Here is a 22793-nt window from a genome sequence, read left to right as displayed (position 1 = left end):
GATGAAAAATAAATTTCCTCTAGCAGCATATTATATAGGATTATCAGTATTATTGGCGAGTTGCCAGGTAAAGCTTCCGTCAAAAAAAACACCAGAGCCATCACAATATGGTCAGGTAGATAATTCCACCGTTGTCAACGGATATCCTAAAAAGTCCGTTCCATGGATCGTTATATCAGACAGATCCAGAAATACAGCTTATTTAGATAAAGATGATGAAAAATCATACAAAGAAGTTAAGTTTCTTGAACCTTTAATGGTTTTAAAACATAGAGACGGAATGGTAAAGGTAGCAGAATACGTTCCTGATGCCTTAATGAAAAAAGTTTCGTCAAAATCTATCAAAACATACGGATGGATTCCTGAATCTGACCTGCTTTTATGGAATAATTCTTTAAAAAGCGAAAGAACAGGATATCCGGTAAGAGTAGCAGTAGTACCTAATAACAGTGAAGTAATCAGAAGCGCTGAGAGATACTATAAAAATGATTCCATCATGGTATTTAATTCCCCAAGTCTTATCGAAGAGGCTAAGGTGAAGATTCCTAACGGACAGATGGTGTATGTTTACAAACAGGCAGAAAACAATAAGAGATTTTTAGTTGGTAAAAAACCTTCTGTTGATATCGATAGTATTGGGAAAAGCCTTTACGGATGGGTAAGCTCCAATGTGATTTCTACCTGGGGAGAACGTTCCGCTATAAAACTTAAAAATACAACAGGAATCACGGAATCAGAATTGGGAATCCATGAAGGATATCCTGGAGGATCAGCATCAGATGCTACCAACAAAACAGCGATTCTTCTTACCGAAGTTAACAAAAGAAGACCATTGGAAAATATTTTCCCGGTAACTTTACCTTTAAATGAAGCGCCAACCCCGGATTCAAAAACAAAGTACTTTACCAATATCTTGGATTATAGTAAAAACTTTGTATACAATGTTTTAGGAGAGCCAATCTACTTTGACCGTTATAGAGAAATTACAGAGCGTGATAAAAATATCAATATTGTTTTTGCTCTTGATGTAAGTGCAGGAAATGCTCCTTATGCACCGATTGTAAAATCATTATTACAGGATTTGCAGCTAAGATTTGAAAAACCTTCTTATTTCAATACAGTGAAATATGGAGTAGTACTTTACAAAAACAACCCTTGTGGAAATAACGTTTCTGTGTCTAACCTGAGCACAGAATACAGTAAAATCACTACGTTTATTGACCAGAAAACGAATGAGATGAACTGTGCCAGCAATAACGGATACCAACCTGTAGGTGAAGCGCTTTCGGCTGCTGGAAATCTTCTTTCAAACGTTCCTGATGAGACCAATATCGTTGTAACTGTAGGAACTTCCGCCAGCCAAAGTGGAAATATGTACAGTGTGATCAGTTCACTTACACAAGCTCAGGCAAGATTAATCATGTTCCAGACAAGCGCAAGGTCTTCAGATACCTATAATGACTTTGTATTAATGGCAGAAAATGTAGTGACAAATACTGCAAAAAATATTGCTGAACTTAAAAAGCAAAAGATCATCAATCAGTATGACGTTCTTACAAAAAATAACTTTAGTTTAGTGGAAGGAGACGCAGGATTTTTCTCATTAGCGTATCCTAAGCAGAGTATGTCTCAGGGATTTGTTATTTTCCCTAAAAAAGGGGATGTTACCACTCCAGGATTCCTGAAAAAATCTGTAGATAGTCTTATTGCACAAGTTACATTAGATAACCAAACTGTAGATAAATCACTTAACGATTATTTCCATTCTTCAGTAGGAGCGGGAAGAACAGATGTAGATGTGAAATATAAGTATCTGTATCCAGGGCTTACTAATCCGGTTTCTGCGGGAATTGCAGCACAGCTTATAAACTATGGAAATCCGTTCCTTGTGAAAGGAAATATTCCAAAAGAACTGAAAGATTATACACCGGGAATAGAAAAAGGAATTCTGATTTCTGAAGCTGAATATGATAACCTTAAGGCTTTCTATACAGAAGTATATAAAAACTCAGGAGCTGAAAGAGCAGATTTTAATCAGGCAAAAGCCGTTAAGGAATATGTAAAATTGTTGAAGAAATACAATCCGACAATTAAATTCCTTGATAAAGGAGATCTTTATGAATTACCTATGTCTTATGCAGTAGGAATGAGTACCGGAGTTGATCTTACAGATGAAGAAATCATGACGAAATATAAGCTTAAAGGCTGGAAAAAGTCAAAAGGTGTTCCTAATGCAACTGTAAGAACCTATTTCCGTCATTATAAGGACTTGGCAGACAGAATGCTTGCTCATAGAAATGATCCTGCGGTAAAAATTCAGCAAAACGGACAAACATTTTATTGGCTTAACGAATACTTTACGCCAACAATGCTTCCAACTGAGGCGCCAGAATATACTAAACATTAATTGTTAGTTTTTATAATATTAAAAGCAGGAGTAGAATACTTCTGCTTTTTTTATTGTTGATGAAATAAAAAATAGGATGATAACAAAACTTCTTTATCCGATATTTAACCTTAGCCAAAAATAATTAATCACACGCTGAAAATTTCAAAATTTCATGTGAAAAAAGCAAACTATTTCTCTATTGAGTGTAAAAATTGTCTTTTTATTAACAATATGAATTGAGTGTAATGTGTTTATTTGTAGTGTGTTATATTTGTTTTGTAAATCCAGTGTCGTAGAATTACTACAAAAAGTCGTAGAACTACTACAATTTTTCAGATTTGTGTTCAAAAGTTTTTTTTAGAAAAAAAGACATTCTATATTTGCTACACAATCACTGAATCACAAAATATTATTAACGATTAAAATTTACACATTATGGCAGAAAGAAATTCGAGAGGAATCTTAAAATTCAACAACGGAGAAGGTCAGAAATTATTAAAGATGAACTACAGCGTAGCAAGATCTACGGACGTTTCAGGACGTGTAGCATCAGATCCTTCCAATGCATTAATCAAGGTTACAGTAGAAGCTACTGAAAAATCTGATATTCTTGAAAGCTTACTAAACGGAAAATATAAGCCAACAGTAGGAGAAATTACATTCAATAAATCTCACGAAGAAGGAACTTTGATTACTTTAAAGTGGAACAATGGTTATGTAATCCAACATCAGGTAGAGTTTGATGCTATTGATAGCAACAGTATGTTAATCAGCTTCGTAGTAAGTGCTGAGACTATCAGCTATGGAGACTCTGAGTATGCTGGACTTTGGCCGAATAACTAATAATACACATTATCAACATTCATACGAAAAAAAGACTGTCACTATTGAAGGCGGTCTTTTTTTGCCTGAAATAAACTTATTTTAAATGTTTTTTTATTTCATATCTTATTGATATTATGGTTATTTCGTGAAATATTACTATCTTTAATACTCATCCAAACACAAAGCAAATGAAAACCGAATCCAAACTAAAAGGAGGTTCTTTCCGCCCATCACAGAATGCAGACGGGATATCCGAAAATCACCATACAGGTATCAACCGTTTGGTAAAACTCTCGTTGGTTGTTGAAGGTAAAATTATCAAGCACTATAAACATTTTATACTTAAACAAAAGGCAAGTCATCATCATGAGTTCAGCCTTATTCTTGCCCATGACGCGCTTAATGACCGGCAAAGTCATACCCTTGAAGAAGCCAATAAATTTTTAGGAAAACGACTTACCGTAGTCATTTCCTATAAAGACATAGATAACAGCCCTGAGAGAAACTTTGTAGGATTGATAACCAAAGTAGGATTCAGTCAGGAGAAAATGAGCCTTGGAAATATTGTACTTTCCGGCTATAGTCCGACGATCTTATTAGACGGAGCCCCGCATATTCAAAGCTTTGGAGGTAATCAGCCTGTTAATATGGGAATTATTGCTGAAGAAGTAATCAAACAGGGGATCGATAAAAGCCGTTTCGATATAAGAGTAGATACGAATGACTACTCACAGATCATCTACAGCAGTCAGTATAATGAAACTCATTATAACTACCTTGCAAGAATGGCAGAAGCTTATGGTGAGCAATTCTACTATGATGGTGAAGTCTTACATTTCGGGAAACTTCCCCTTCAAAACAAACCCATCAAACTTATTTACGGCAGTAATGCTAATGATGTAAAGGTAGAACTCAAAGCTGTTCATACCAAACCTCAATATTATGGTTATAACAGCAGTAGAAATGAAAAATTGACCTCAGGAGAAACTCCTGTAAAACATTTAGGAGATCTGGCTAAAACCGCTTACAGCCATAACGATAAAATATACAAAACTCCGGCACTTCAGGTGGCACCTATCAAAGCATCGACTCATTTAGATGTAGAATATTCTCAGAGAAGTACCTCGGGAAGTGAAGCCGTAGGAGTCTTTTCTGTTTCCGGCTCTACAACCGTTCCTTTTTTACATCCTGGCTGTGTAGTGGATATTCATATGAGAAAACCAGACAGCAATGAAACATCTTACTTTACCAAAGTGATGGTAACCGAAGCGGTACATGAAATTGACACAATCGGACATTATACAGGTAGTTTTGAGTCTATAGCAGCTGATACTGGTTATTTACCCAAACCTGAATTTACAGAACCTATCGCTCAGCCTCAGATAGCCACGGTCATTGCCAATGCCGATCCTGAAGGACAGGGAAGAGTCCAGGTAAGATTCGATTGGCAGATGAATGATACCACTCATTTTGTACGAGTAATGAGCCCAGATGCTGGAGGAACTGATCAGATCACTCAAAACCGAGGTTATGTAGCAATCCCTGAAGTTGGAGATCAGGTAATGGTTAATTTTGTACACAGTCATCCTGACCGTCCTTTTGTAATGGGAGGAATGTTCCATGGAGGAATCGGTCTTGGAGGTGGAGTGGATAACCATATGAGATCTATCCAGACAAAAAGTGGGATCAAAGTACTGATGAATGATGATGAAAAAAGTGTGACAATCATTGATCCAAGTGGAAATACCTATTTTATGGACGGAAACGGAAATATTTCGGTGACTGCTCCAAATGATATTACGTTTACAGCAGGGAAAAATATGAATATTAATGTAGGTGAGAATATGACGACGACGGTGGGAATGAATAAATCTGATAATATCGGATTGAATAATACAGAAAGTGTGGGGGCTATGAAACTTACTTCAGTTATAGGAAATGCAAGTACATTTATCACCGGAAAGCTAACCGAGATCATAGAAGGAGATGTACATAGTGAAACCAAAAAAGAACGGAATGAGGTGAGTGAAAATGATATGAATATTCAATCCGGAAAATTTGTTCATAAACACGCACAGGCTGAGGTACAAAACAACAGCGGTGAAAAATCTAAAGCCCACTAAGCGATGAGCAGAACGAGAATTGTAAGAGGAACTTATACCAAGATTTCTCAGGAAGGGCATAGTATGTATTCCAATGCCAATATTATCACCAATGCAGGAGCAGCTATAACAGAAACAGGGGTGAATAACGGGGTTACCTATGGTGATCCGAAAAAACCTGCTGCTATAGAAGGTGATTATATTATTGATGGAGAATGGTTGGATCAAGATGGAAATCCCATTGATACAAGTAAAACTCCCCACGCAAGAATTGGAAATACCGTTTTTTTCAGGGTGAAAACAAGAAATATTCCTGAAAATACACCTTTAAGCTTTGAACTTTGGGAAAGTGACGGGATAAGTCTGAAAATTGGCTTGGGAACTATTTTCGATAGCCGTATGTTTGATGATTTTGTTCCTCTTGAAGGAAAAGAATCTGGATCTAATGCTGTAACAGCTAATATAGATAAAGACGGATATGCCATATTCAGTATTGATCTTACAGAATATTTTGAACAGTATATTGAAGAAGATGCCGGTGCCTATATTGAGCTTTATTTTATTGCGAGATATTATGGTCACGAGTTTGCCTATTTAGCAAGAGATAACAGTAAATATCTCCAGGTAGGATATTCAGACAGAACTTTATTTATACAGTCAGCAGTAGGAGACGAGAAGTATGGTCTTCCTGAGTTTCGGTCTGCAGATGGAGATATCATTATTTTCAGTGGTGGCGTTGAAAGTATTGATAAGCTGGCAAGTGCAGAAAATATTAAAAAAGAAGAAGACTCTACAGCATTTGACAGGGTAAAAGATAAGATCAAGGACGAAATAGAAGGAAAGATCAAAGACAAAGCTGAAGAAATGACCGGTAAAGGGCTTGACAAGCTACAGAAAACCATTGCTGTTCACCAATTGAAGAAAGGGAAACTGGGCATGAACAATGGACAGGTGAGAACAAACAGGAGACTGTATACCACAATCCAGTTTGATAACCTGGGTGAAGAATATACGGTAACAAGAGCTTCCAACTTCGGGTATGTGAGTAATGGTGAACGAGTGACTTCAAAAGGGATCAGCCAGTTAGACTTTTTTAAAGAAACGAATGTTTACAGTAAAGTAGCCAAAGTTGGAAAAAATGCCTTAGATTGTCTTGCCTTTCTGGATCTTGCCAAATACATTTCCGGTAACGGAGAACTGCCATCAATTCCTAGCCCGGTTCCGGGACTAGACTTTGTAATTGATATTATGGTTACAGAGACAAAGGAACAGATAAAAAATATGGCAGAAGAAGCAGTGCAGGTAACATTATCAAAAGCGAAGGATTTGGGAGTAAAAGGAGTTGAAGAATTCATGTATGTAAATGGTAATAAAATGTCATTCACTACAGGAAATACTGTTGAAGGGGATATAAAAAGATTTGAAATAGAAACAATATCTCAATCTTCTCTTGAAAGCTTACTTCAAGGAAATATTCGTAGCTTAGGTTCTTTGAGAAATAAAGAGAGAAATAATAGAAAAGATTATGATAAGTATATGAAAGAATCAAAATATTTGGTTTTGTATGAAAAAGTCTCTGATGAGAGATATAGTGAGTTTATTAATGTGATTAATACAATTTTTATTAAATAATTATGAAGAATTATTGGTATGTACTTTTCCTCTTCCTTATAAATTGTAAGAGTCAAAAGCACGATGTCATTATAAAATCTAAGTTTTATGATGATAAACAGCTAACGCTTAGTAAAACTGTTGTAGGAAAACCAGAGGATTCCATAGCATTAAATGTTCCGGTTGGTTTATTGTTTGAGAATCTTTCTTCTGAAAAGGTGGTTATACTTAATTATAAGACTTTTATTCAGAATAATTCAGAAAGCTGGAGGCATTTAGTTTTTAATGAGAATAAAGAAGAGTTTAAGATTGATAAGGAAGTTGTTAATCCGCATCAAATCAGAAATTTTAAGTTTATAATAGGATTAATTATTTCAAGAAAAGAAGCTGATAACATTCTCAAAAAAAAGAATAGTGAAAAAGATATTAATACTTTGAATGGAATTAAAGATTCGATTAATGTTGGAAATATTTCAGAATTTTCAAAGCTGAATCCTGATTTTTTTAGTAGGTATTCAAAACCAAAAGACTCAATAGGATTTATGTTTGTTAATGATGATGATAAAAAGAATATAAAGATAAAAATGATTAAATTAAAACTATAGATCTTCTAACAGTATGAAAACCTGTTTGTTTGCAATAATTTTATTAAGCTTTTTATTTTCTTGTAAAACTCAAGTGAATAATTTTACTCATCTTAAGTCATCAAATAGTATAAATTTAATAGAGAAGAATGATAGTATTGTTGTTGATATACCTTTAAAATTCGAATTCAAAAATAATACGGGTAAAGTCATTAACAGACTACATATTGTTTTAAGTGATGTTAATCGTGCCTTAATAGATATGGGAGATTATATTATTTATAAGAAAGGTACATTATTGAACTTTCAAGATGAAATTCAACCTAATCAGGCTATTGTTTTCCTTATTCGTCAAAATCATACTAAAATTTCCAAAGTAGCTTCTCAAGAAGCTTTCAGAAACGAAAAAATAAATTTTGGAGATAAAGATTCCATTGTACTTAAATCTAAAGAACATTATTTGCCTTTGGTGAAAACTTTTAATCAACATACAGATAGTATTAAAGTGGTCGGATTTTCAAATGGGAAAAAGACTTCTTATGATGTATTGAAAATAGATTATGCTAAATAAGCCATAGTTTACTTATAGGAAGAACGCCTTAGATTGTCTTACCTTTCTGGATCTTGCCAAATACATTTCCGGTAACGGAGAACTGCCATCAATTCCTAGCCCGGTTCCGGGACTAGACTTTGTAATTGATATTATGGTTACAGAGACAAAGGAAAGAATGAAAGAAATGTGGGGGTGAAGCTGTGGAAGCAGTGTTGGAGAAAGCAAAGGACTTAGGTGTTAAAGGAGCGAAAGAATTTGTAACTTTAAATGCGAATAATGTCTCTTTTTCTGGAGGAGATCAAGGAGGAGTATATAAAACTTTAGATATTAGTCAAAGTATATTAGAGAATATTTTGCTTGGAAAAATAAGACGTTTAGATAATCTTCAGAAAAAAATTGAAGACCAAAATAGAATTGACGATCAAACGTATATGAAATCTAATCAATCATATAAGTCATCTTTAAATTATATGTTGCTATATAAAAGTCAATATGACGAAAAAATTGGCGATGATATTTATATAATAGAGACAATATTTATAAAATAATGAGAAACATATTTTTATCAATCTTTTTATTGATTTTATTTTCTTGTAAAGTAAAGCAAGAAATTGGAATATCCGAAATCAATAATAATTCTTATGTTACTATTTCTGAATATTTTAAGAAAGAAAATAATGACAGTATATGTCTTAATGTACCTCTTGAATTTGAAATTAACTTTCCTGAAGATACAGATAAAGTTACTTTTGATTTATTGAAAAATAATCATTATCAACAATATATAAATGATTATACAATAAAATACTTTAAGAATAACAAAATTCAGACACTGTATGAAGGGATTAATTTAAAAGACATTGAAAATCCTAAAAAAATTATACTTAGATTATACATTAAAAATAATTTAGTATCAAAAAAAGTAGGAGATAATTTACTTGCAAAATATGCTGATACCAATATTAAGTCAGATAAAATTGGAAAAACAGATAGTATTAAACTTAACTCATATTCGAAATTTCGTAAAGAAAATACTGATGTAATGAATACTTTAAGAAAACAGGATGATTTTTTAATAATAAATATTAGAAAACATTCTGAAAAAAAATATTCATCTACAAAATATAAAATTAAATGGTAAATAAATGACCATTTTAAGTGTTAAAATTAGACTTCTCTATAAATATGAAGATTTGCTTATTTATAACATTTTTTAGCATAATGATTAGAAAAAGTATAATTTTTATTTTGTTGTTAATACTTGTAATAAGTTGCAATTCACAAAAAGATATAAAAGTTGAGCAATGTGAAAATAGTTATGAGGTGTCATTAAGTAAGTCATTGCTAAATCCACAGAATGATAGTCTCTCTCTTAATTTTCCAATTAAAATTGGTATAAAAAATAATATGTCAGTAGGACCTCTTAGATTAGAAAAAATGACTGTTTTCTCTGATTTGGATGCAACAGGGCAAAAAAATGCAATGTATAGTTTAACTCAAAAAAAGAAGATTTATACTGAGGTTAAAGAAAACATTGAGCATGAAAATTTTTACAAAATTATTATTAGTTATTCCATTTCAAAAGAAGAGGCTGAAAGAATTGTTGGAAAATATCATGTTTCAAAAACAACTGAATTGAAAAACTACAATGATTCCATAAAAATTATTCCTTATAAAAATTTTATTAAAGATAATGGTGAGTACAAGCAAAGAATGGATAAAACTCCTGATTTTGTACGTATGATGTTCCGAGATCAAAATAATAAAACTTTTATTGAAGAATTAAAAATAAATTGGTGAAATCTATTGAATAGCATATTAATAAAGTAATGAAAAGCATAAAAATTGTCTTATTAGTATATCTTACATTTTTTCTAAACTGTACCTCTCAAGAAAAAATAGCTGTTCTACAGGAAAAAACAACAAAAAATATAACTATTAGTAGATCATTAGAATCAATAGATTTATTCTCATTAAATATTCCTATAAGATTGAGAGTTAAAAATGATGAGAGTTCCAGTATGAAGATAATTACTTTGTCTACTATAGATAATTCAAAGATTCTAAGGTCATCAATATATCATTTTCCACAGGGAACAAGATTCTATGAGGGAGGATCAGAAAGAATATCTGCTAAAAATTCCCAAATTTTTGATGTAATAATTGGAGTTCCTATTACAAAGGAAGAAACAAATTTATTATTGAAAGAATACAACTATACTGGAGCTATTGATAAACTACAAGGAATCAATGATTCTATAAAAATTGTAGATTATACAAGTTTTATGAAGAATAATAATAAAAGATAATGATATATAATGATGTACCAAATAATTAAACTAACTTCGATAGTATAACGCTTCAATATCATGTACGTTTATACATATTACAAATTCAATTATTATGAAATCATTAAAAGAATTTATCACCGAAAACTTAGAGGAATCTACTATTACAACAGTTCAAGAAAACACTGAACAAACTAATGAAAATCAGGATGATAATTTACAATTAGAACAAGATTTAGAGGTTACTGAACAAAAATAACATTATATTTTTGTTATATACAATGTATGTAATTGTTATACAAAAGTTATAACATTGTTATACAATTATCCGACAATTGTCGTACATTTGTGCAATAATTGTTGTACTAAGACAACAACAATTTAAAAGAAAAACTCCCTGCTGGAACAGGGAGAATAAAAGTGTAGGTTATTTTACTTCAACATAGAAAACAAATAATCCTCCTTTTGGATGGTAGATAACTTTACCATTCTTTTTGATACTTCTGGTAAAAATTTTTTTATAAGTTTTACCATTTTTTTCAAAAACTTCCATTACTCGATTTTTTTGAATTAAACAAAATTACCGAACAACTCAGGCTGGAACCTGAGTTGTTCTGTTTACAATCTCAGCGTCACCGCCTGTGGAATTCATCCACTTTAGTATCTACTATAGCAAAGATAGTAAATTTAAAAACCAGTTTTACAATAGTTGTTGATACATGTTAGTAACTTTTAATATTTTATGTTTTTAAAGCGCATTTAATTACCAAAATCTTAATTATTATATTTTTTAAATCAAAAAATATAAGATGTTTCTACTTACAATAACATACCTAAAATAGAGGGTTTTTGCATTTTTTAGCCTTAACAATTTTTATTAGATAATGATATACTAGTTAATACTACCTATAACATTATCAAAAATAAATCCTTCTATTTCTCCTATGGTTTTCAATAAAATTTTATATTTGTTAAAACAAATTTATCATGGAAGGTATATTAAAAAGAGGAGATATAGTAACACTTAAAAGTGGAAGCCCTATTATGACTGTAAAATATAAATTACAAGACGGATCATGGAAGTGCTCATGGTTTGACTCTAATAATGAATTGAAAGAAGGTACTTTTACTGAGGAACAGCTTATAATATCTAAATAATAAATTTTAATTTCTTATTTATAAAAAGTTAATTTAAACTATATATCTTGAAACAGAAACAGCATTATATTAGTGCTGTTTTTATTTTGTTGAACATAATAGTTTATACATCAGGTTGTTTAATAAATATTTTAATTAAAAACTTTATACAATGCAATCTTTAAAAGATTTTATTAATGAACAAATTTTCATAAAAGTTCAAGAGAATGGAGAAAATTCCAAAGATATTAAGGACAAGATTGATGTCAATAATACTAATGAGAATAATGAAAATATTCTTAAAGGTCAGCCAAATGATGAAAAGACTGATTAAAAAAGATAATTTATATTAGATTCAGTTGTTTTTGCTATATTTTTGTTTATAGAAATTGCATATGAAAGTATGTTCATGAAATTAATTATAAACGTCAGAAGAAATGTAAAAATATTTAAACGCGTCAAGTTTTGTCGTTGACCATAAATAAATTTGCAATAGTTATAAAAAATATAAAATGAAGAACAAATAAATTGTTGAATCTCTCAGTAAAAGTTATCTTTGCAAACTTTACTATACCTTGAGACTCAAGAATAAAAAATACAGGAAAAATAGAAGATTGCCTAGAAGGCAACACGTTATTCGGAATTATATAAGGATTCGGAAATTTTTCCCATTTAAGAACTTCAAAGAATTCTATAATGAAACTAGGGAAAGAGCGAAATATTCTAAGATTATTGAGCCTTGTCAGGATTTCAGACTAATAAACAATCCTATTGAAGTTATTAAAACAATAGCTGAATTAAAATCTTTAGCGAAAAGAGAGAAAATTCATAGGGTTATTATTGATTTAACAAATTTAACTCATATTGATATTGGTGCAATATCACTAATGTTATCATCAGTTAAAGAGTTGAGAAATCATAAAGTAAGAATTTCAGGAACTCAGCCTTTAGATGAAGATGTTTTAGACTTTATTATTAAAAGTGGATTTTTCGGAAATATGTCGAACGTTTCACCCGATATTAGTAATACCTTACAATCACATAAGAAAAACAATAAAAATACTTTAATTATTGCAGATTGTAATATGAAAGGTAGGGGGCAATTGATTGGTACAAATATAAAGCAGATTAGAAAATTGTTACTAGGGGAGGAAAATCATTATCAACCTTTATATACAATTCTTATGGAGATGAATGCTAATGCTTTTGAACATGCCTATAATGATGATAAAAAACATTGGGTTTTAGGTATAAATTTTGATGAAAAAAGTAAAAAAGTGTTTGTTACTTTCACTGATAATGGATTAGGAATTATACAACAATTAAATTTAAAGAGATCGACTAGAGTAAAAGAATTTATTTCAGATTTCGCACTATTAAAAACCCCAGATGTTTTTAATAATGGAATATTATTACAAAAAGTTTTTGACAAAGTCTATAATTCTAGATTTAAAAGTCAAATTAATAGAAATAGAGGGTTGCCAACTATAAAAGATAAAAATATAAAAAATCAGATTAAAAATCTTATTTGTATTACAAATAATGTATATTTAGATTTAACTACTGATAAGTATATAATTTTAGATGATGATTTTACAGGAACCTTTTATTATTTAGAGTTAGAAGCAGAAAATTTTAATCAATGGATAAAATAATTGTAAAAGTTAAAGATTTTACAGAATACCCAGATGCCAGATATATTGAACACGATTCATCTTCTGGAGAAGAGTTTTATTATAATTACGTAAAACCTAATTTCGAGAGAGCTATTAATGAAAATAAACAGCTTGTTGTAGATTTGGATGACACAGCTGGTTATGCCTCTTCATTTTTAGATGAAGCTTTTGGAAATTTAGTTTACGATTTTAGCTTTGATATTATAAAATTGAGATTACAAATTATTTCTAATCAAGAACCTGATTGGATCAAATTAATTTTAGACGATATAATTTATATATGGAAAGAGAAAAAAGAAAAAGGATTACCACGTAAGGAAATATGATTCAAGATTTTTTAAAGTTTTTAATAAATCATACACATTTAAATTTCATTTTTTCTATGGAATTTTCTTTTAGTGATATTATAGCAACCTTAGCTCTTCTTTCAAGTATTGGTGTACCAATATATATAGCTGATAGATTGCAAAATAAATTTCTTAAAAATACAAATTTAAAGACCTACCATGTAAAACTGCTTGATGATATTTTTTCGGATTATAAAAACTTTATTGAAGATTCATTAAAAGGAAATTATAATAGAAGAGATATTGCCAATAAATTTAAAATGTTTAGTATTCGTTTTGATTCCATAGATAAGCAAAACTTTGAAAGATTTAATATATCAGAAAAGTTACAACCAATAAATAGGCAATTACATATGTTCACTACAGGAACTAATGATTATAATTCAACTCCTACTAGCGGAAAGGTAAAATTTTCAAACTCAGCTAAAATTCAAATAGAAACATTGTATTCATTATTACTAAAAACAAATGGTGATATAATCTTCTCACTACATAAATAATCTTCTAATTGCATACATTATAAAACCCTCTAAAATAGAGGGTTTTGTGTTTTTCAGCCTCAAATCTTTTTTATATATTTGTATTATTAAAAATAAAATCATTCTGTAAAGGAATGTAAAAATAAATCGTGCTTAATTGCATTATTGTCAACCTAAAATTACCACAACGAAGTTTTTAACTTCACCATAGAAAAGACAAATAATGTATATAAGGTACGCCTGTATTGGCGTGGCTTTGTATCATTGTTTTTTAGGGTGTGGTAATCCTAAGGTTGCGTGGTACAATGTCCACGCTTTATTTTTCATTCCTATTTAGGAATATTTTTATGTTAAACCTTAAATTACCACACAATGAAATTTGAATTATCTACATTCAAAGCAATAACATCATGTTCAATATTGATGTTTGCAAACCTATCAGCACAAACAACTTTTGCTATCAATTCAGAGGTTATCAGTAAACTAAAAGCTGAACAAAGCATGGTTTACCCTATTACAACAAGAGAAGTAGAATTTTACCCTTTTGTTAAAGGTAAAGTTCCTACTTCTCAGTATGAGATATTTCTTCAGTCAAAGAAGTATTTTGAACAAGAATATAACGACTATATGAAATCTCCTAATAAATCAAACTCTTATACACCTGCTTTTGTTACAGAATACCCTAAAATGCTTGAAGAGGAAAAGTCATTTTCAGAAGAAGAAAAATATACTGATGGGCTTGTAAAATCAAATATTGTAGCAAAAAGAAATGCATATATGATTGATATGGAAAAACCTTTGGAGGACCTTGAAGAATTGAAAGGTAACTATAAAGAAATATCAAGCACTATGCTTATTTCAGCAGATGATGTTGAAAACCGATTTTTAAAGAATGAATTGTCGGATGATTTACGTAGTTACTTAGGGTATCCATCAGGTAAATCAAATACTTTGATGCAGAATATTGATACAGGTAAATTCTATTTGGTACTTTATGATACATTTCAAAATATCCTTGTAATAAATGATACTGGAAACGTTGAGAAGTTATTAACCTCGATGGGTTATAAAACTTACGAGCAAAATGGTCATAAGTACATTATCACAAAACATTATAAAGTTCCATGTGATGCTATTTTATACAATACCTTGAAAAAGGATAAGGAATACCTAAAGAAAATAGATACATGGTTTGAGCAAATGCGAGGATTAAGAAAACAAGCATTGTCATATAACCCCAAGTTTGATAATTATATCAGAATATATAGGTTACAAAGAAACCGAATGTCAAAAGCTGATATTTCAGCCTGGACAACCTTAACTAAATCAGCAATAGCTTTAAATAAACAATTCGTGGCATTAAATGATAGGTTATGGAGTGTTAATTATGAAATTTTAGATAAGAGCTACATGAAAAATTCTAATGATTTTGATAATTATCTGGGAACTTCTATTGGAATTTTGGGATTTTAATTTTTAATAATAAAATTCTTGTTTTAGCTTCTAATAGTTAAATCTTTATGTCGTATTATAAATAATTTATAATACGACATACTATGACGCTTGACATAATTACTTTTGTTAATAAACAACAAAACAACATGTTACACAAATTAAAAAATATATTATTCAATATCTTCGTAAAGAAATTTATGTATCTTTGTACAAACGAAAATGTCAAAATGAATTTAACTGAAGAAAAGCAAAAAAATTTAATTACTTTTTTCCTTAAGAAAAATGGTGGACAGATTGAAAGGCTTGAACTGATGAAACTTATTTGGATGAGTGATCGATTACATTTAAATAAATATGGTCGGACAATATCCAAAGCTAATTATTTTGCATTACCTTATGGTCCCGTTCCGTCACGTATATTTGATTTATCTAAACATTCCTCAGATTCTTTCAAAATTAACAATTTTAATGTTTTGGCTCTTACAGAATTTAACTCTGATTTTTTTTCAAAATCTGACTTAGAAATAATGGAATACACTTGGCTAAAATTTAATAAAATGGGAAGTATTAGATTTAGTGATTATTCTCACAAGTTTCCTGAATGGTTAAGGTTTAAAACACAATTAGAAAATGGATCATATTCAAAATCGTATCCTATTAATATGCAAGACTTTTTCGAATTTCCTGATCTTGAAGAGTTTATTGATGTATTAACGGTAGAAGAAATCAAACATTCTCAAATACAATATAATGAACATTCCTCTTTCCAAGAGTTTTTAAATAATTAAGAGTAAATATGGAAATCCCTCCAAAGTATGTGATCTCAACAACTCTAAAAGTTGGTTGTATATATAAAATGTCTGCACCTGAAAGAATAGAAACTTCTGTACCTCACTATTTTTTAGTTGTTGCTAAACATGATGATGATAATTTTATGCTACTCAGTACAACTAAAATTATGACAAAATATAATCACTACAATGGGAAGGCAAATTTAGACACAATAGCAAATATTTTACCCAATAACACTAATGGCCTGACAGAATCTTCATTTTTTGACTGCAATCAAAGCTACGTAATTACGGTATCTGAGTTAGAAGAAAAGGCAAAAAATGGCAAATTAAGCCCTAAAGGAAATTTGACAAAAGAAGAATTTGATATAATATTAAATTCAATGTCTTTGAGTCATACTTTAGATATACCTAAATTTATTATTCCTAAAAGTTTATAAGTTGTATTTTATTTATCCAATCAGCTCTTCGTAAGTAAGCCTTTCAGTAGCAGTAAGCAAAGCAAGGTTAAACCTATCTCCCTCTTTGTAATTTTTGGTGTTGTATCTGAAAGCAAACTCATCACAATATTTCTGTAAATGTTTAGGGCTAACAGAATGATAGATACCTAAAATACCTCTTTTTAACAAACTCCAGAATCCCTCAATACTATTCGTATGGAAGTTATCTTTTACATATAATCCCTCATTATGGGGAATCTTTTTATGAATGAAATTTTTATAAAGTTTTGAATATCCAACCCAACCATCACTAACAACGATTGAGCCTTCTTCAACCATGTTTTTGATAACATTAATTAAGGTTTTACCTTTTGTATTGGGAACAATTTCTGTGGTTACGATTCCATTACTTAAAAGACCAAATACAACGGTTTTTGTTTTAGTACTACGACCTTGAGTATTTTCAGTTCTATTTTTCTTTGACTTCTTTTGATTTTTTCCTCCAACGAATGTTTCATCGACTTGGGTAATACCATCAAATTTCCCCAATTTATCAGCTTTAAAGGCATTTCTTATTCTTGATAGCATAAACCAAGCGGTTTTCTGTGTCACATCAATATCTTTAGCCAATTGATGACTACTAATTCCTTTTTTGTGGGAAGCAAATATATAGATAGCTAAAAACCATTTTTTGAACTTAATATTTGAATCTTCAAACATAGTTCCAACCCTAACAGTAAAACGTTCTCGGCAATCCTTGCATTTATAAAGACCTTTAAATTTCCCTGCTTGTTTTAATTTGTAATGGTTTTCTCTGACACTTCCACAATGAGGGCAAACTGGTTCTCCATTCCAACGTAACTCTTCAAGATATTCTCTGCATTTATGTTCGGTATCTAGAACCTCTATCATTTTAATTAGAGAATTGAAATCTGTATTGTTAAATTCTGATTTTGAATAACTTAACATCTTTGTTTTATTAAAATTATAAAAATTTGGTGAGGCTGAACAATGCAGTAAAACTTATTTTTAGAAAGTTTTACTGCATGAATTTCAGCTAGTTGTAAATCGAAAGTTGTTTAATTAAACAAGAAATTAATTATCCAATCAAATGAATCATGAAAATGATTTGTTATGAATGAATAGAGTGGATTAATTATTAATGTTGATAAAATCGAGGCTACAAACTCATTTTTAACAATAATTAATAATCCATTTGATTTTTTGTGATTTTCATTTTTTAAAATATTTTGTTTTTTAGGGTGAATGCTTCTTTTTGCAGAAGAAGACTTTTTAGATTTTTTACACATGTGATTAAAATTTTATTAAAAAATCTAACCACTAATCAAAACCTAGAACAGACGTTTTTTAAAGTAAAGAACCAGTTGGAAATCAACTGGTTCTTATTGGTTTTTAGCGAGTTGCAATTTTAAATTATTCAGCAAGAATATTGTTAATTATAATTAAAATGAATAACATTAAATGGTTTATTTATATTTAGTTAATTTATGTTAATAAAGCAAATTTTATTATTATTTAACTTTTTATGGTGAAATAATTTTTGATGTAAATAGTAGAACTTGTTTTATTAAAATCGAAGTGGCTTTAAGTAAATTAATAATAAGAATTCATATTATCAAATTCTAAAAAATAACTTTAAAATTTAGGAATATCAGAATATAACAAAAATGAAAAAACAGCACCGAAATTGATGCTGTTTTAGTTGCGGTGCTGTTCTTTAATTAGCTTGGTACATTATTATATATCATTATCTAATTTTATTAAGAATCAAGGTCATGATTATGAAAATTTCATTTATTGTATTAAGTCTGGTGATTATATTTTATTCTTGTGGTACAACGACTAAACAACTCAGTATTGACCAGATTCCCACAGGTAAAAATATCCTTAAGTTTATCTCCTAATTATAAACCATCAGATACGGTCACTTTAAATATTCCAATTAAAATTGTAATAAAATAGCCATGAAAAAAACATCCCCGTACTTTATTATATTTTTTCTTTTAATGGAAACAGGTTTATATTCACAAAAACCGGTTCAGAAAGATAACTATACATTCCTGGTACAAACAGAAGAAGGAGACTTAAATAAAGATAAACGTGATGATAAAGTTGTCTTAACAATGGATCTGAAAGACGAAACCAGACCGTTAACAGTACAGATATTCCTCACACAGCCTGATCATAAACAAAAGCTGGTTGTTTCTTCAACAAAGTTAATTGAAAGTGAATATCCTAAAGATAAAAATGGGCAACATAACGGAAATACCATTCCGGATTTTATTATTGAAGACGGTAATTTAAAAATGCTGACTGATATTAAAAGCCGGAAAAGCAGATATGAATTCAGGTATAAACAGAATAATTTTGAACTAATAAAAATCTCAAGGGTAATCTGGGATGGAAAAAATACCACCTCTGAAACGGAAATTGATCTTTTAACAAAAACTAAAGTAGAGTTTGATCAGGAACTGGGTTCAGATAAAATTCTAAATAAAAGAGTCAGAAAAATTAAAATGGATATATTGCCAAAAATTCAGAACTTAAGTTTTTCAGACTTAGAAAAATATTAAAGAAGTGAATTAAGTATTTATAGTATTTAAATAACTTTTCTATAATTTTCTTATCTTGAAAAGCTTAAAACAATAACCTGAACACCAATGAACACCATCACGACTCATCTAAAATATTTTTCGAAACTTTCAGGAGTATTTATTTTTAGCCTGTTGAAGATTTATGCAATAGGAATTCTTTCAACAGTTATCACTTTTACGCTGGGAATTTATATCCTGGCAGAGAGCTTGGGAGCTTCATTAGGACATAGTGGAGCATTAGCATTTCTGATTGCTACAGTAATGGCAAAACCTTTGTCAGCCGGACTTTTTTATCTTTTGATGATCGATGCACCATTTTGTATTGCAATATTTTCCACCAAATATGGAATGTCGAGGATTATCAGCAGATTGGTACAGGATCATTCAAAAACGATATTAATTCCCTTTATCGATAAAGCTGTAGAAAAATTTAAAAATAATCAGCCTGTGGTTGTAAAGAATAGTGCAGATTATGCTTTAGCAAAAACCCGATTACTCAATGAGTTTAAAAACAATTCAGAAAATAAAATACTGAAACGTATTCTAAGCTATGCCTTAAACAAAGTGAAATTTGATGAATTGAATCTGGGAGATGAAAATACCAACTTTGATGACGTTATTAAAACAACACTTATTGAGAAACTGAATGAATTAGCAGAACCTTCAGCAATGTTATTTTATATCTATATCGGACTTCAATGGCTAAGTCTTATTTTAATGTATTTTTTGAATATCTGAGATAAAAGAGTTCTTACTGTAATATTTTGGAGATTTTACCCATTTCAGCAACGGTATATATCAATAAAAAAAGACCGTTATTACTTCTCTAATTGAAGAATTAACTATCTTTATCACGTTTAGAATAAAATATTTAATTTTAGCAAAATAAAAAACAACTTTTGACTCCTTGAACACCAAAGGAGGAAAGTACATTTCAATCAGTTGATCTGAAAGAAAAAGTAAAAACAGAACGCAAATATATTAATATAAGAAAAATTATAAATGGGAGTACTAGTAACCAACGAAACAGTAAAACAGCTATTTCATATTGCTCAGTCGATAGCGAGGGAAAACTATAACGGAACATATGGTGGACCACATATTTTACAGGCATTAATGCACAAAGATATTGGACTTAATGAGTTTTTAAAAAGTATAGATAAAGATCCCGGTTATTTCTACGAATGGGCAGATGTTCGTATTGAAGAATATCCAAAAACAAGTCATCTTCCCGATGAGGTAGGACAGGATGAAGCCGTAGATACTCTTATAGAAGAAGCAGACGATATCCGTTTAAAATTGGGATTGGATGAGATCACTCCCATCTGTATCCTTACAGCCATTGTAAAACCTCAGGTTGTATTTTCACTTCAACAATTAAAATCTCTTCCATTAAGAGAACACGATATTTTTAATTTATACAGAAAAGACACTCCCTTCACCGTATCAGAAAACGGAGACTTTGCCTCTTTATTTTCCAATGGATCAGAATTTTCAGATTCATCTCTTCCTTCCATTAAAAGCTATTGTGTAGACAGAACAGCACAGGCAAGAAACGGAAACCTTGAAAATATTATCGGTAGAGACAAAGAACTGAGAATGCTAGTCGAAATCCTTTGTCGTAGAAGCAAACCGAATGTAATTATTATTGGAGAACCTGGAGTTGGAAAAACAGCTTTAGTAGAAGGGTTTGCCATTGAAATTACAAAAGGAAACGTTCCTGATATGCTTAAAAATGGTACCCTTTTAGAACTGGATACCGGAGCTTTACTGGCGGGAACCTCTTACAAAGGAGAAATTGAAGACCGTCTGAAAAAAGTAATCAATGAATGTAAGAAAATCGAGAAAGCAATTCTTTTCATTGATGAAATTCACACTCTTTTAGACCCAAAAGGAAGTATTGGAAACGTTGCCAACCTTTTAAAACCGGAATTGGCAAGAGGCGAAATTACAGTAATTGGTGCAACTACACAGGAAGAATACAGAAAAATCATTGAACCGGAACAGGCTTTCAATCGTCGTTTTGAGGTTTTAACTGTAAATGAACCGGATGAAAAGACCTGTGTAAAAATGATTGACGTTCTTTTAGAAGGTTACAAAAAACACCACGGTATTGAAGTGGAAAAAACAGCTCTTCCAGAGTGCGTTCGTTTAGCGAAAAGATATGCAAAAGGTAAAAAATTGCCAGATGCAGCAATCGATTTGTTAGATAGAACAATGGCAGCAATCAAAATGCTTGACGAACTTTCCGAAAAAGAACTGGAAAGCTGGAAAACAAGCTATGATGAAATCTTAAAAGAAGAATATCTTGATAACAAAGACAAAGCAGATGAACTGATTTGGACGTACAATTTATTGAGAGATAAAATAAGCCCTATTTTATGGGGTTCACTAAGTGAGCAGCCTGCAATTGATAATTCAATGCCGGTAGATCAGATACAACAGATCATTGAAGATACCTATGCTGAACTTTTACAGCATGCTGCGAAAAAAAGAGAAAAAGTAGACCGTCTGGAGCTGGCTGCAGTAATGGCTGCCAAAACCAATATTCCGATTGGGAAAATTCAGGCTCAGGAAAAAGAAAAACTCCTGAATATGGAATCTCTTCTATTGAACAGAGTTGTAGGTCAGGACCACGCATTGAAAATACTTTCCGATGCTATTGTTGAAAATCGAAGCGGATTGAACAAACCAGGACAGCCAATCGGATCATTCTTCCTTTTAGGACCTACCGGAACCGGAAAAACAGAGCTTGCAAAATCAATGGCAGAATTGCTCTTCAATGATGAGAAAGCAATGGTTCGTTTCGATATGTCAGAATTTAAAGAAGAGCATTCAGCTGCATTATTATATGGTGCGCCTCCGGGATATGTAGGGTACGAAGAAGGAGGGATGTTGGTGAATAAAATCAGACAACAACCTTATACTGTTGTTTTATTTGACGAAATTGAAAAAGCTCACCATTCCGTTTTTGATGTATTCCTTCAGATTATGGACGAAGGTAAAGTACATGATAAACTTGGAAAAGAAGGAGACTTCAGTAATGCTTTGATCCTGTTTACATCCAATATTGGAAGTGAAGAAATCGTAAAGCAGTTCGAAGAAGGAAAAGTGCCGGAATCATCTTCATTAATGCAGATTATGTCAAACTCAGGAAGATTCAGACCTGAATTTCTGGCAAGAATTACAGAAATTATTCCTTTTGCACCAATCACGGAATCCATTGCAGAAAGAATCTTTAATATCCAGTTAAAGTCACTTCACACTTCATTGACAAGATTAGGAATTGCTTTAAAAATAACTGATGATGCAGTAAGAAGTCTTGCATTGGGTGGATTCAGCAGCAAGTATGGAGCCAGACAGATCTCTGGTGTTATACGTGCACAGCTTGCGAGACCAATTTCCAAAATGATCGTAAGAGAAGAAGTAAAATCCGGACAGACCGTACATGTAGATTGGAACAAAGAAGAAGAAAAATTAAGCTGGAAAGTAGATTAATTG

The 22793-nt window shown here is 30.9% G+C and carries 24 protein-coding genes; 22 read left to right on the top strand and 2 right to left on the bottom strand.

What is annotated here, in order from left to right:
• Position 1: 1 nt before the first annotated feature.
• The 11 genes from tssR (at position 2) to BW983_RS24195 (ending at position 10611) form a co-directional block, all read left to right on the top strand.
• Positions 2-2407, top strand: coding sequence for a type VI secretion system protein TssR domain-containing protein (gene tssR / locus BW983_RS19765; RefSeq protein ID WP_076553536.1), 2406 nt, complete (start codon positions 2-4; stop codon positions 2405-2407).
• Positions 2408-2824: 417 nt separating this feature from the next.
• Positions 2825-3232, top strand: coding sequence for a type VI secretion system tube protein TssD (gene tssD, locus BW983_RS19760; RefSeq protein WP_076553535.1), 408 nt, complete (start codon positions 2825-2827; stop codon positions 3230-3232).
• Between the two features lie 170 nt (positions 3233-3402).
• Positions 3403-5337 (top strand): type VI secretion system Vgr family protein, encoded by a 1935-nt coding sequence (locus tag BW983_RS19755; RefSeq protein ID WP_076553534.1) that lies wholly within the window; start codon positions 3403-3405, stop codon positions 5335-5337.
• 3 nt (positions 5338-5340) lie between these two features.
• A complete protein-coding gene (locus BW983_RS19750; protein ID WP_076553533.1) occupies positions 5341-6948 on the top strand; it encodes a hypothetical protein in 1608 nt (535 codons plus the stop codon).
• Positions 6949-6950: 2 nt separating this feature from the next.
• Complete coding sequence (locus BW983_RS19745; RefSeq protein ID WP_076553532.1) at positions 6951-7532, top strand: hypothetical protein; 582 nt, start codon at positions 6951-6953, stop codon at positions 7530-7532.
• Positions 7533-7545: 13 nt separating this feature from the next.
• Positions 7546-8082 (top strand): hypothetical protein, encoded by a 537-nt coding sequence (locus tag BW983_RS23900; RefSeq protein WP_139329325.1) that lies wholly within the window; start codon positions 7546-7548, stop codon positions 8080-8082.
• Positions 8083-8264: 182 nt separating this feature from the next.
• Positions 8265-8612, top strand: coding sequence for a hypothetical protein (locus tag BW983_RS19735; RefSeq protein WP_139329324.1), 348 nt, complete (start codon positions 8265-8267; stop codon positions 8610-8612).
• Positions 8612-9205 (top strand): hypothetical protein, encoded by a 594-nt coding sequence (locus BW983_RS19730; protein ID WP_076553529.1) that lies wholly within the window; start codon positions 8612-8614, stop codon positions 9203-9205. The genes BW983_RS19735 and BW983_RS19730 overlap by 1 nt, the downstream gene beginning before the upstream one ends.
• Positions 9206-9285: 80 nt before the next feature.
• Positions 9286-9864 (top strand): hypothetical protein, encoded by a 579-nt coding sequence (locus BW983_RS19725; protein ID WP_139329323.1) that lies wholly within the window; start codon positions 9286-9288, stop codon positions 9862-9864.
• 29 nt (positions 9865-9893) lie between these two features.
• A complete protein-coding gene (locus BW983_RS19720) occupies positions 9894-10373 on the top strand; it encodes a hypothetical protein (protein WP_076553527.1) in 480 nt (159 codons plus the stop codon).
• 94 nt (positions 10374-10467) lie between these two features.
• Positions 10468-10611, top strand: coding sequence for a hypothetical protein (locus BW983_RS24195; protein WP_167370017.1), 144 nt, complete (start codon positions 10468-10470; stop codon positions 10609-10611).
• A 168-nt stretch (positions 10612-10779) separates the two neighbouring features.
• On the opposite strand, the gene BW983_RS24515 is transcribed toward BW983_RS24195, so the two are convergent.
• Positions 10780-10905: a hypothetical protein gene (locus BW983_RS24515; protein ID WP_262484597.1), complete on the bottom strand. Its 126-nt coding sequence runs from the start codon at positions 10903-10905 to the stop codon at positions 10780-10782.
• Positions 10906-11339: 434 nt separating this feature from the next.
• Between BW983_RS24515 and BW983_RS19715 the strand changes: the two genes are divergently transcribed.
• From BW983_RS19715 to BW983_RS19685, 8 genes are all read left to right on the top strand, one after another.
• Positions 11340-11510 (top strand): DUF2158 domain-containing protein, encoded by a 171-nt coding sequence (locus BW983_RS19715; protein ID WP_084184603.1) that lies wholly within the window; start codon positions 11340-11342, stop codon positions 11508-11510.
• A 151-nt stretch (positions 11511-11661) separates the two neighbouring features.
• Positions 11662-11823, top strand: a complete 162-nt coding sequence (locus BW983_RS24190) for a hypothetical protein (protein ID WP_167370016.1) — start codon at positions 11662-11664, stop codon at positions 11821-11823.
• Between the two features lie 241 nt (positions 11824-12064).
• Entirely contained in the window at positions 12065-13144 is a 1080-nt protein-coding gene (locus tag BW983_RS19710; protein ID WP_076553526.1) for an STAS domain-containing protein, read from the top strand.
• Positions 13132-13491, top strand: coding sequence for an STAS-like domain-containing protein (locus BW983_RS19705; protein ID WP_076553525.1), 360 nt, complete (start codon positions 13132-13134; stop codon positions 13489-13491). Before BW983_RS19710 ends, BW983_RS19705 begins: the two co-directional genes overlap by 13 nt.
• A 56-nt stretch (positions 13492-13547) precedes the next feature.
• Positions 13548-14012: a hypothetical protein gene (locus BW983_RS19700; RefSeq protein WP_139329322.1), complete on the top strand. Its 465-nt coding sequence runs from the start codon at positions 13548-13550 to the stop codon at positions 14010-14012.
• A gap of 351 nt (positions 14013-14363) precedes the next feature.
• Positions 14364-15464, top strand: a complete 1101-nt coding sequence (locus BW983_RS19695) for a hypothetical protein (protein WP_076553523.1) — start codon at positions 14364-14366, stop codon at positions 15462-15464.
• Positions 15465-15673: 209 nt separating this feature from the next.
• The gene (locus BW983_RS19690) at positions 15674-16234 is read left to right on the top strand and encodes a Panacea domain-containing protein (RefSeq protein WP_167370015.1); all 561 of its coding nucleotides are present in this window, start codon (positions 15674-15676) and stop codon (positions 16232-16234) included.
• Positions 16235-16242: 8 nt separating this feature from the next.
• Positions 16243-16677 carry a hypothetical protein gene (locus BW983_RS19685; RefSeq protein ID WP_076553521.1) on the top strand — a complete coding sequence of 145 codons (435 nt, stop codon included), beginning with the start codon at positions 16243-16245 and terminating at the stop codon, positions 16675-16677.
• A 12-nt stretch (positions 16678-16689) separates the two neighbouring features.
• Here BW983_RS19685 and BW983_RS19680 read toward each other — a convergent pair whose 3' ends face one another.
• Entirely contained in the window at positions 16690-17646 is a 957-nt protein-coding gene (locus tag BW983_RS19680) for an IS1595 family transposase (RefSeq protein ID WP_076553520.1), read from the bottom strand.
• 1016 nt (positions 17647-18662) lie between these two features.
• Between BW983_RS19680 and BW983_RS19670 the strand changes: the two genes are divergently transcribed.
• The 3 genes from BW983_RS19670 to BW983_RS19660 all read left to right on the top strand — a co-directional run bounded on the left by BW983_RS19670 (position 18663) and on the right by BW983_RS19660 (position 22790).
• Positions 18663-19271, top strand: coding sequence for a hypothetical protein (locus BW983_RS19670; protein ID WP_076553518.1), 609 nt, complete (start codon positions 18663-18665; stop codon positions 19269-19271).
• An 87-nt stretch (positions 19272-19358) separates the two neighbouring features.
• Positions 19359-20030 (top strand): hypothetical protein, encoded by a 672-nt coding sequence (locus BW983_RS19665; RefSeq protein ID WP_076553517.1) that lies wholly within the window; start codon positions 19359-19361, stop codon positions 20028-20030.
• Positions 20031-20294: 264 nt separating this feature from the next.
• Positions 20295-22790: an ATP-dependent Clp protease ATP-binding subunit gene (locus BW983_RS19660; RefSeq protein WP_076553516.1), complete on the top strand. Its 2496-nt coding sequence runs from the start codon at positions 20295-20297 to the stop codon at positions 22788-22790.
• Positions 22791-22793 lie beyond the last annotated feature (3 nt).

The sequence above is a fragment of the Chryseobacterium ureilyticum genome, from assembly GCF_900156735.1.
In the GTDB taxonomy this organism is placed as follows: Bacteria; Bacteroidota; Bacteroidia; order Flavobacteriales; family Weeksellaceae; genus Chryseobacterium; species Chryseobacterium ureilyticum.
This window is presented reverse-complemented; position numbering and strand designations above follow the sequence as displayed.

Excerpts from the sequence above, each read along its gene's own strand:
- tssD (WP_076553535.1), top strand. The coding sequence starts at position 2,825 with ATGGCAGAAAGAAATTCGAGAGGAATCTTAAAATTCAACAACGGAGAA.
- BW983_RS19745 (WP_076553532.1), top strand. The coding sequence starts at position 6,951 with ATGAAGAATTATTGGTATGTACTTTTCCTCTTCCTTATAAATTGTAAG.
- BW983_RS19730 (WP_076553529.1), top strand. The coding sequence starts at position 8,612 with ATGAGAAACATATTTTTATCAATCTTTTTATTGATTTTATTTTCTTGT.
- tssR (WP_076553536.1), top strand. The coding sequence starts at position 2 with ATGAAAAATAAATTTCCTCTAGCAGCATATTATATAGGATTATCAGTA.
- BW983_RS19725 (WP_139329323.1), top strand. The coding sequence starts at position 9,286 with ATGATTAGAAAAAGTATAATTTTTATTTTGTTGTTAATACTTGTAATA.
- BW983_RS19685 (WP_076553521.1), top strand. The coding sequence starts at position 16,243 with ATGGAAATCCCTCCAAAGTATGTGATCTCAACAACTCTAAAAGTTGGT.
- BW983_RS19715 (WP_084184603.1), top strand. The coding sequence starts at position 11,340 with ATGGAAGGTATATTAAAAAGAGGAGATATAGTAACACTTAAAAGTGGA.
- BW983_RS24190 (WP_167370016.1), top strand. The coding sequence starts at position 11,662 with ATGCAATCTTTAAAAGATTTTATTAATGAACAAATTTTCATAAAAGTT.
- BW983_RS19670 (WP_076553518.1), top strand. The coding sequence starts at position 18,663 with ATGAAAAAAACATCCCCGTACTTTATTATATTTTTTCTTTTAATGGAA.
- BW983_RS19755 (WP_076553534.1), top strand. The coding sequence starts at position 3,403 with ATGAAAACCGAATCCAAACTAAAAGGAGGTTCTTTCCGCCCATCACAG.
- BW983_RS19680 (WP_076553520.1), bottom strand. The coding sequence starts at position 17,646 with ATGTTAAGTTATTCAAAATCAGAATTTAACAATACAGATTTCAATTCT.
- BW983_RS19720 (WP_076553527.1), top strand. The coding sequence starts at position 9,894 with ATGAAAAGCATAAAAATTGTCTTATTAGTATATCTTACATTTTTTCTA.
- BW983_RS19700 (WP_139329322.1), top strand. The coding sequence starts at position 13,548 with ATGGAATTTTCTTTTAGTGATATTATAGCAACCTTAGCTCTTCTTTCA.
- BW983_RS23900 (WP_139329325.1), top strand. The coding sequence starts at position 7,546 with ATGAAAACCTGTTTGTTTGCAATAATTTTATTAAGCTTTTTATTTTCT.
- BW983_RS24515 (WP_262484597.1), bottom strand. The coding sequence starts at position 10,905 with ATGGAAGTTTTTGAAAAAAATGGTAAAACTTATAAAAAAATTTTTACC.
- BW983_RS19690 (WP_167370015.1), top strand. The coding sequence starts at position 15,674 with ATGAATTTAACTGAAGAAAAGCAAAAAAATTTAATTACTTTTTTCCTT.
- BW983_RS19665 (WP_076553517.1), top strand. The coding sequence starts at position 19,359 with ATGAACACCATCACGACTCATCTAAAATATTTTTCGAAACTTTCAGGA.
- BW983_RS19705 (WP_076553525.1), top strand. The coding sequence starts at position 13,132 with ATGGATAAAATAATTGTAAAAGTTAAAGATTTTACAGAATACCCAGAT.
- BW983_RS24195 (WP_167370017.1), top strand. The coding sequence starts at position 10,468 with ATGAAATCATTAAAAGAATTTATCACCGAAAACTTAGAGGAATCTACT.
- BW983_RS19660 (WP_076553516.1), top strand. The coding sequence starts at position 20,295 with ATGGGAGTACTAGTAACCAACGAAACAGTAAAACAGCTATTTCATATT.
- BW983_RS19695 (WP_076553523.1), top strand. The coding sequence starts at position 14,364 with ATGAAATTTGAATTATCTACATTCAAAGCAATAACATCATGTTCAATA.
- BW983_RS19750 (WP_076553533.1), top strand. The coding sequence starts at position 5,341 with ATGAGCAGAACGAGAATTGTAAGAGGAACTTATACCAAGATTTCTCAG.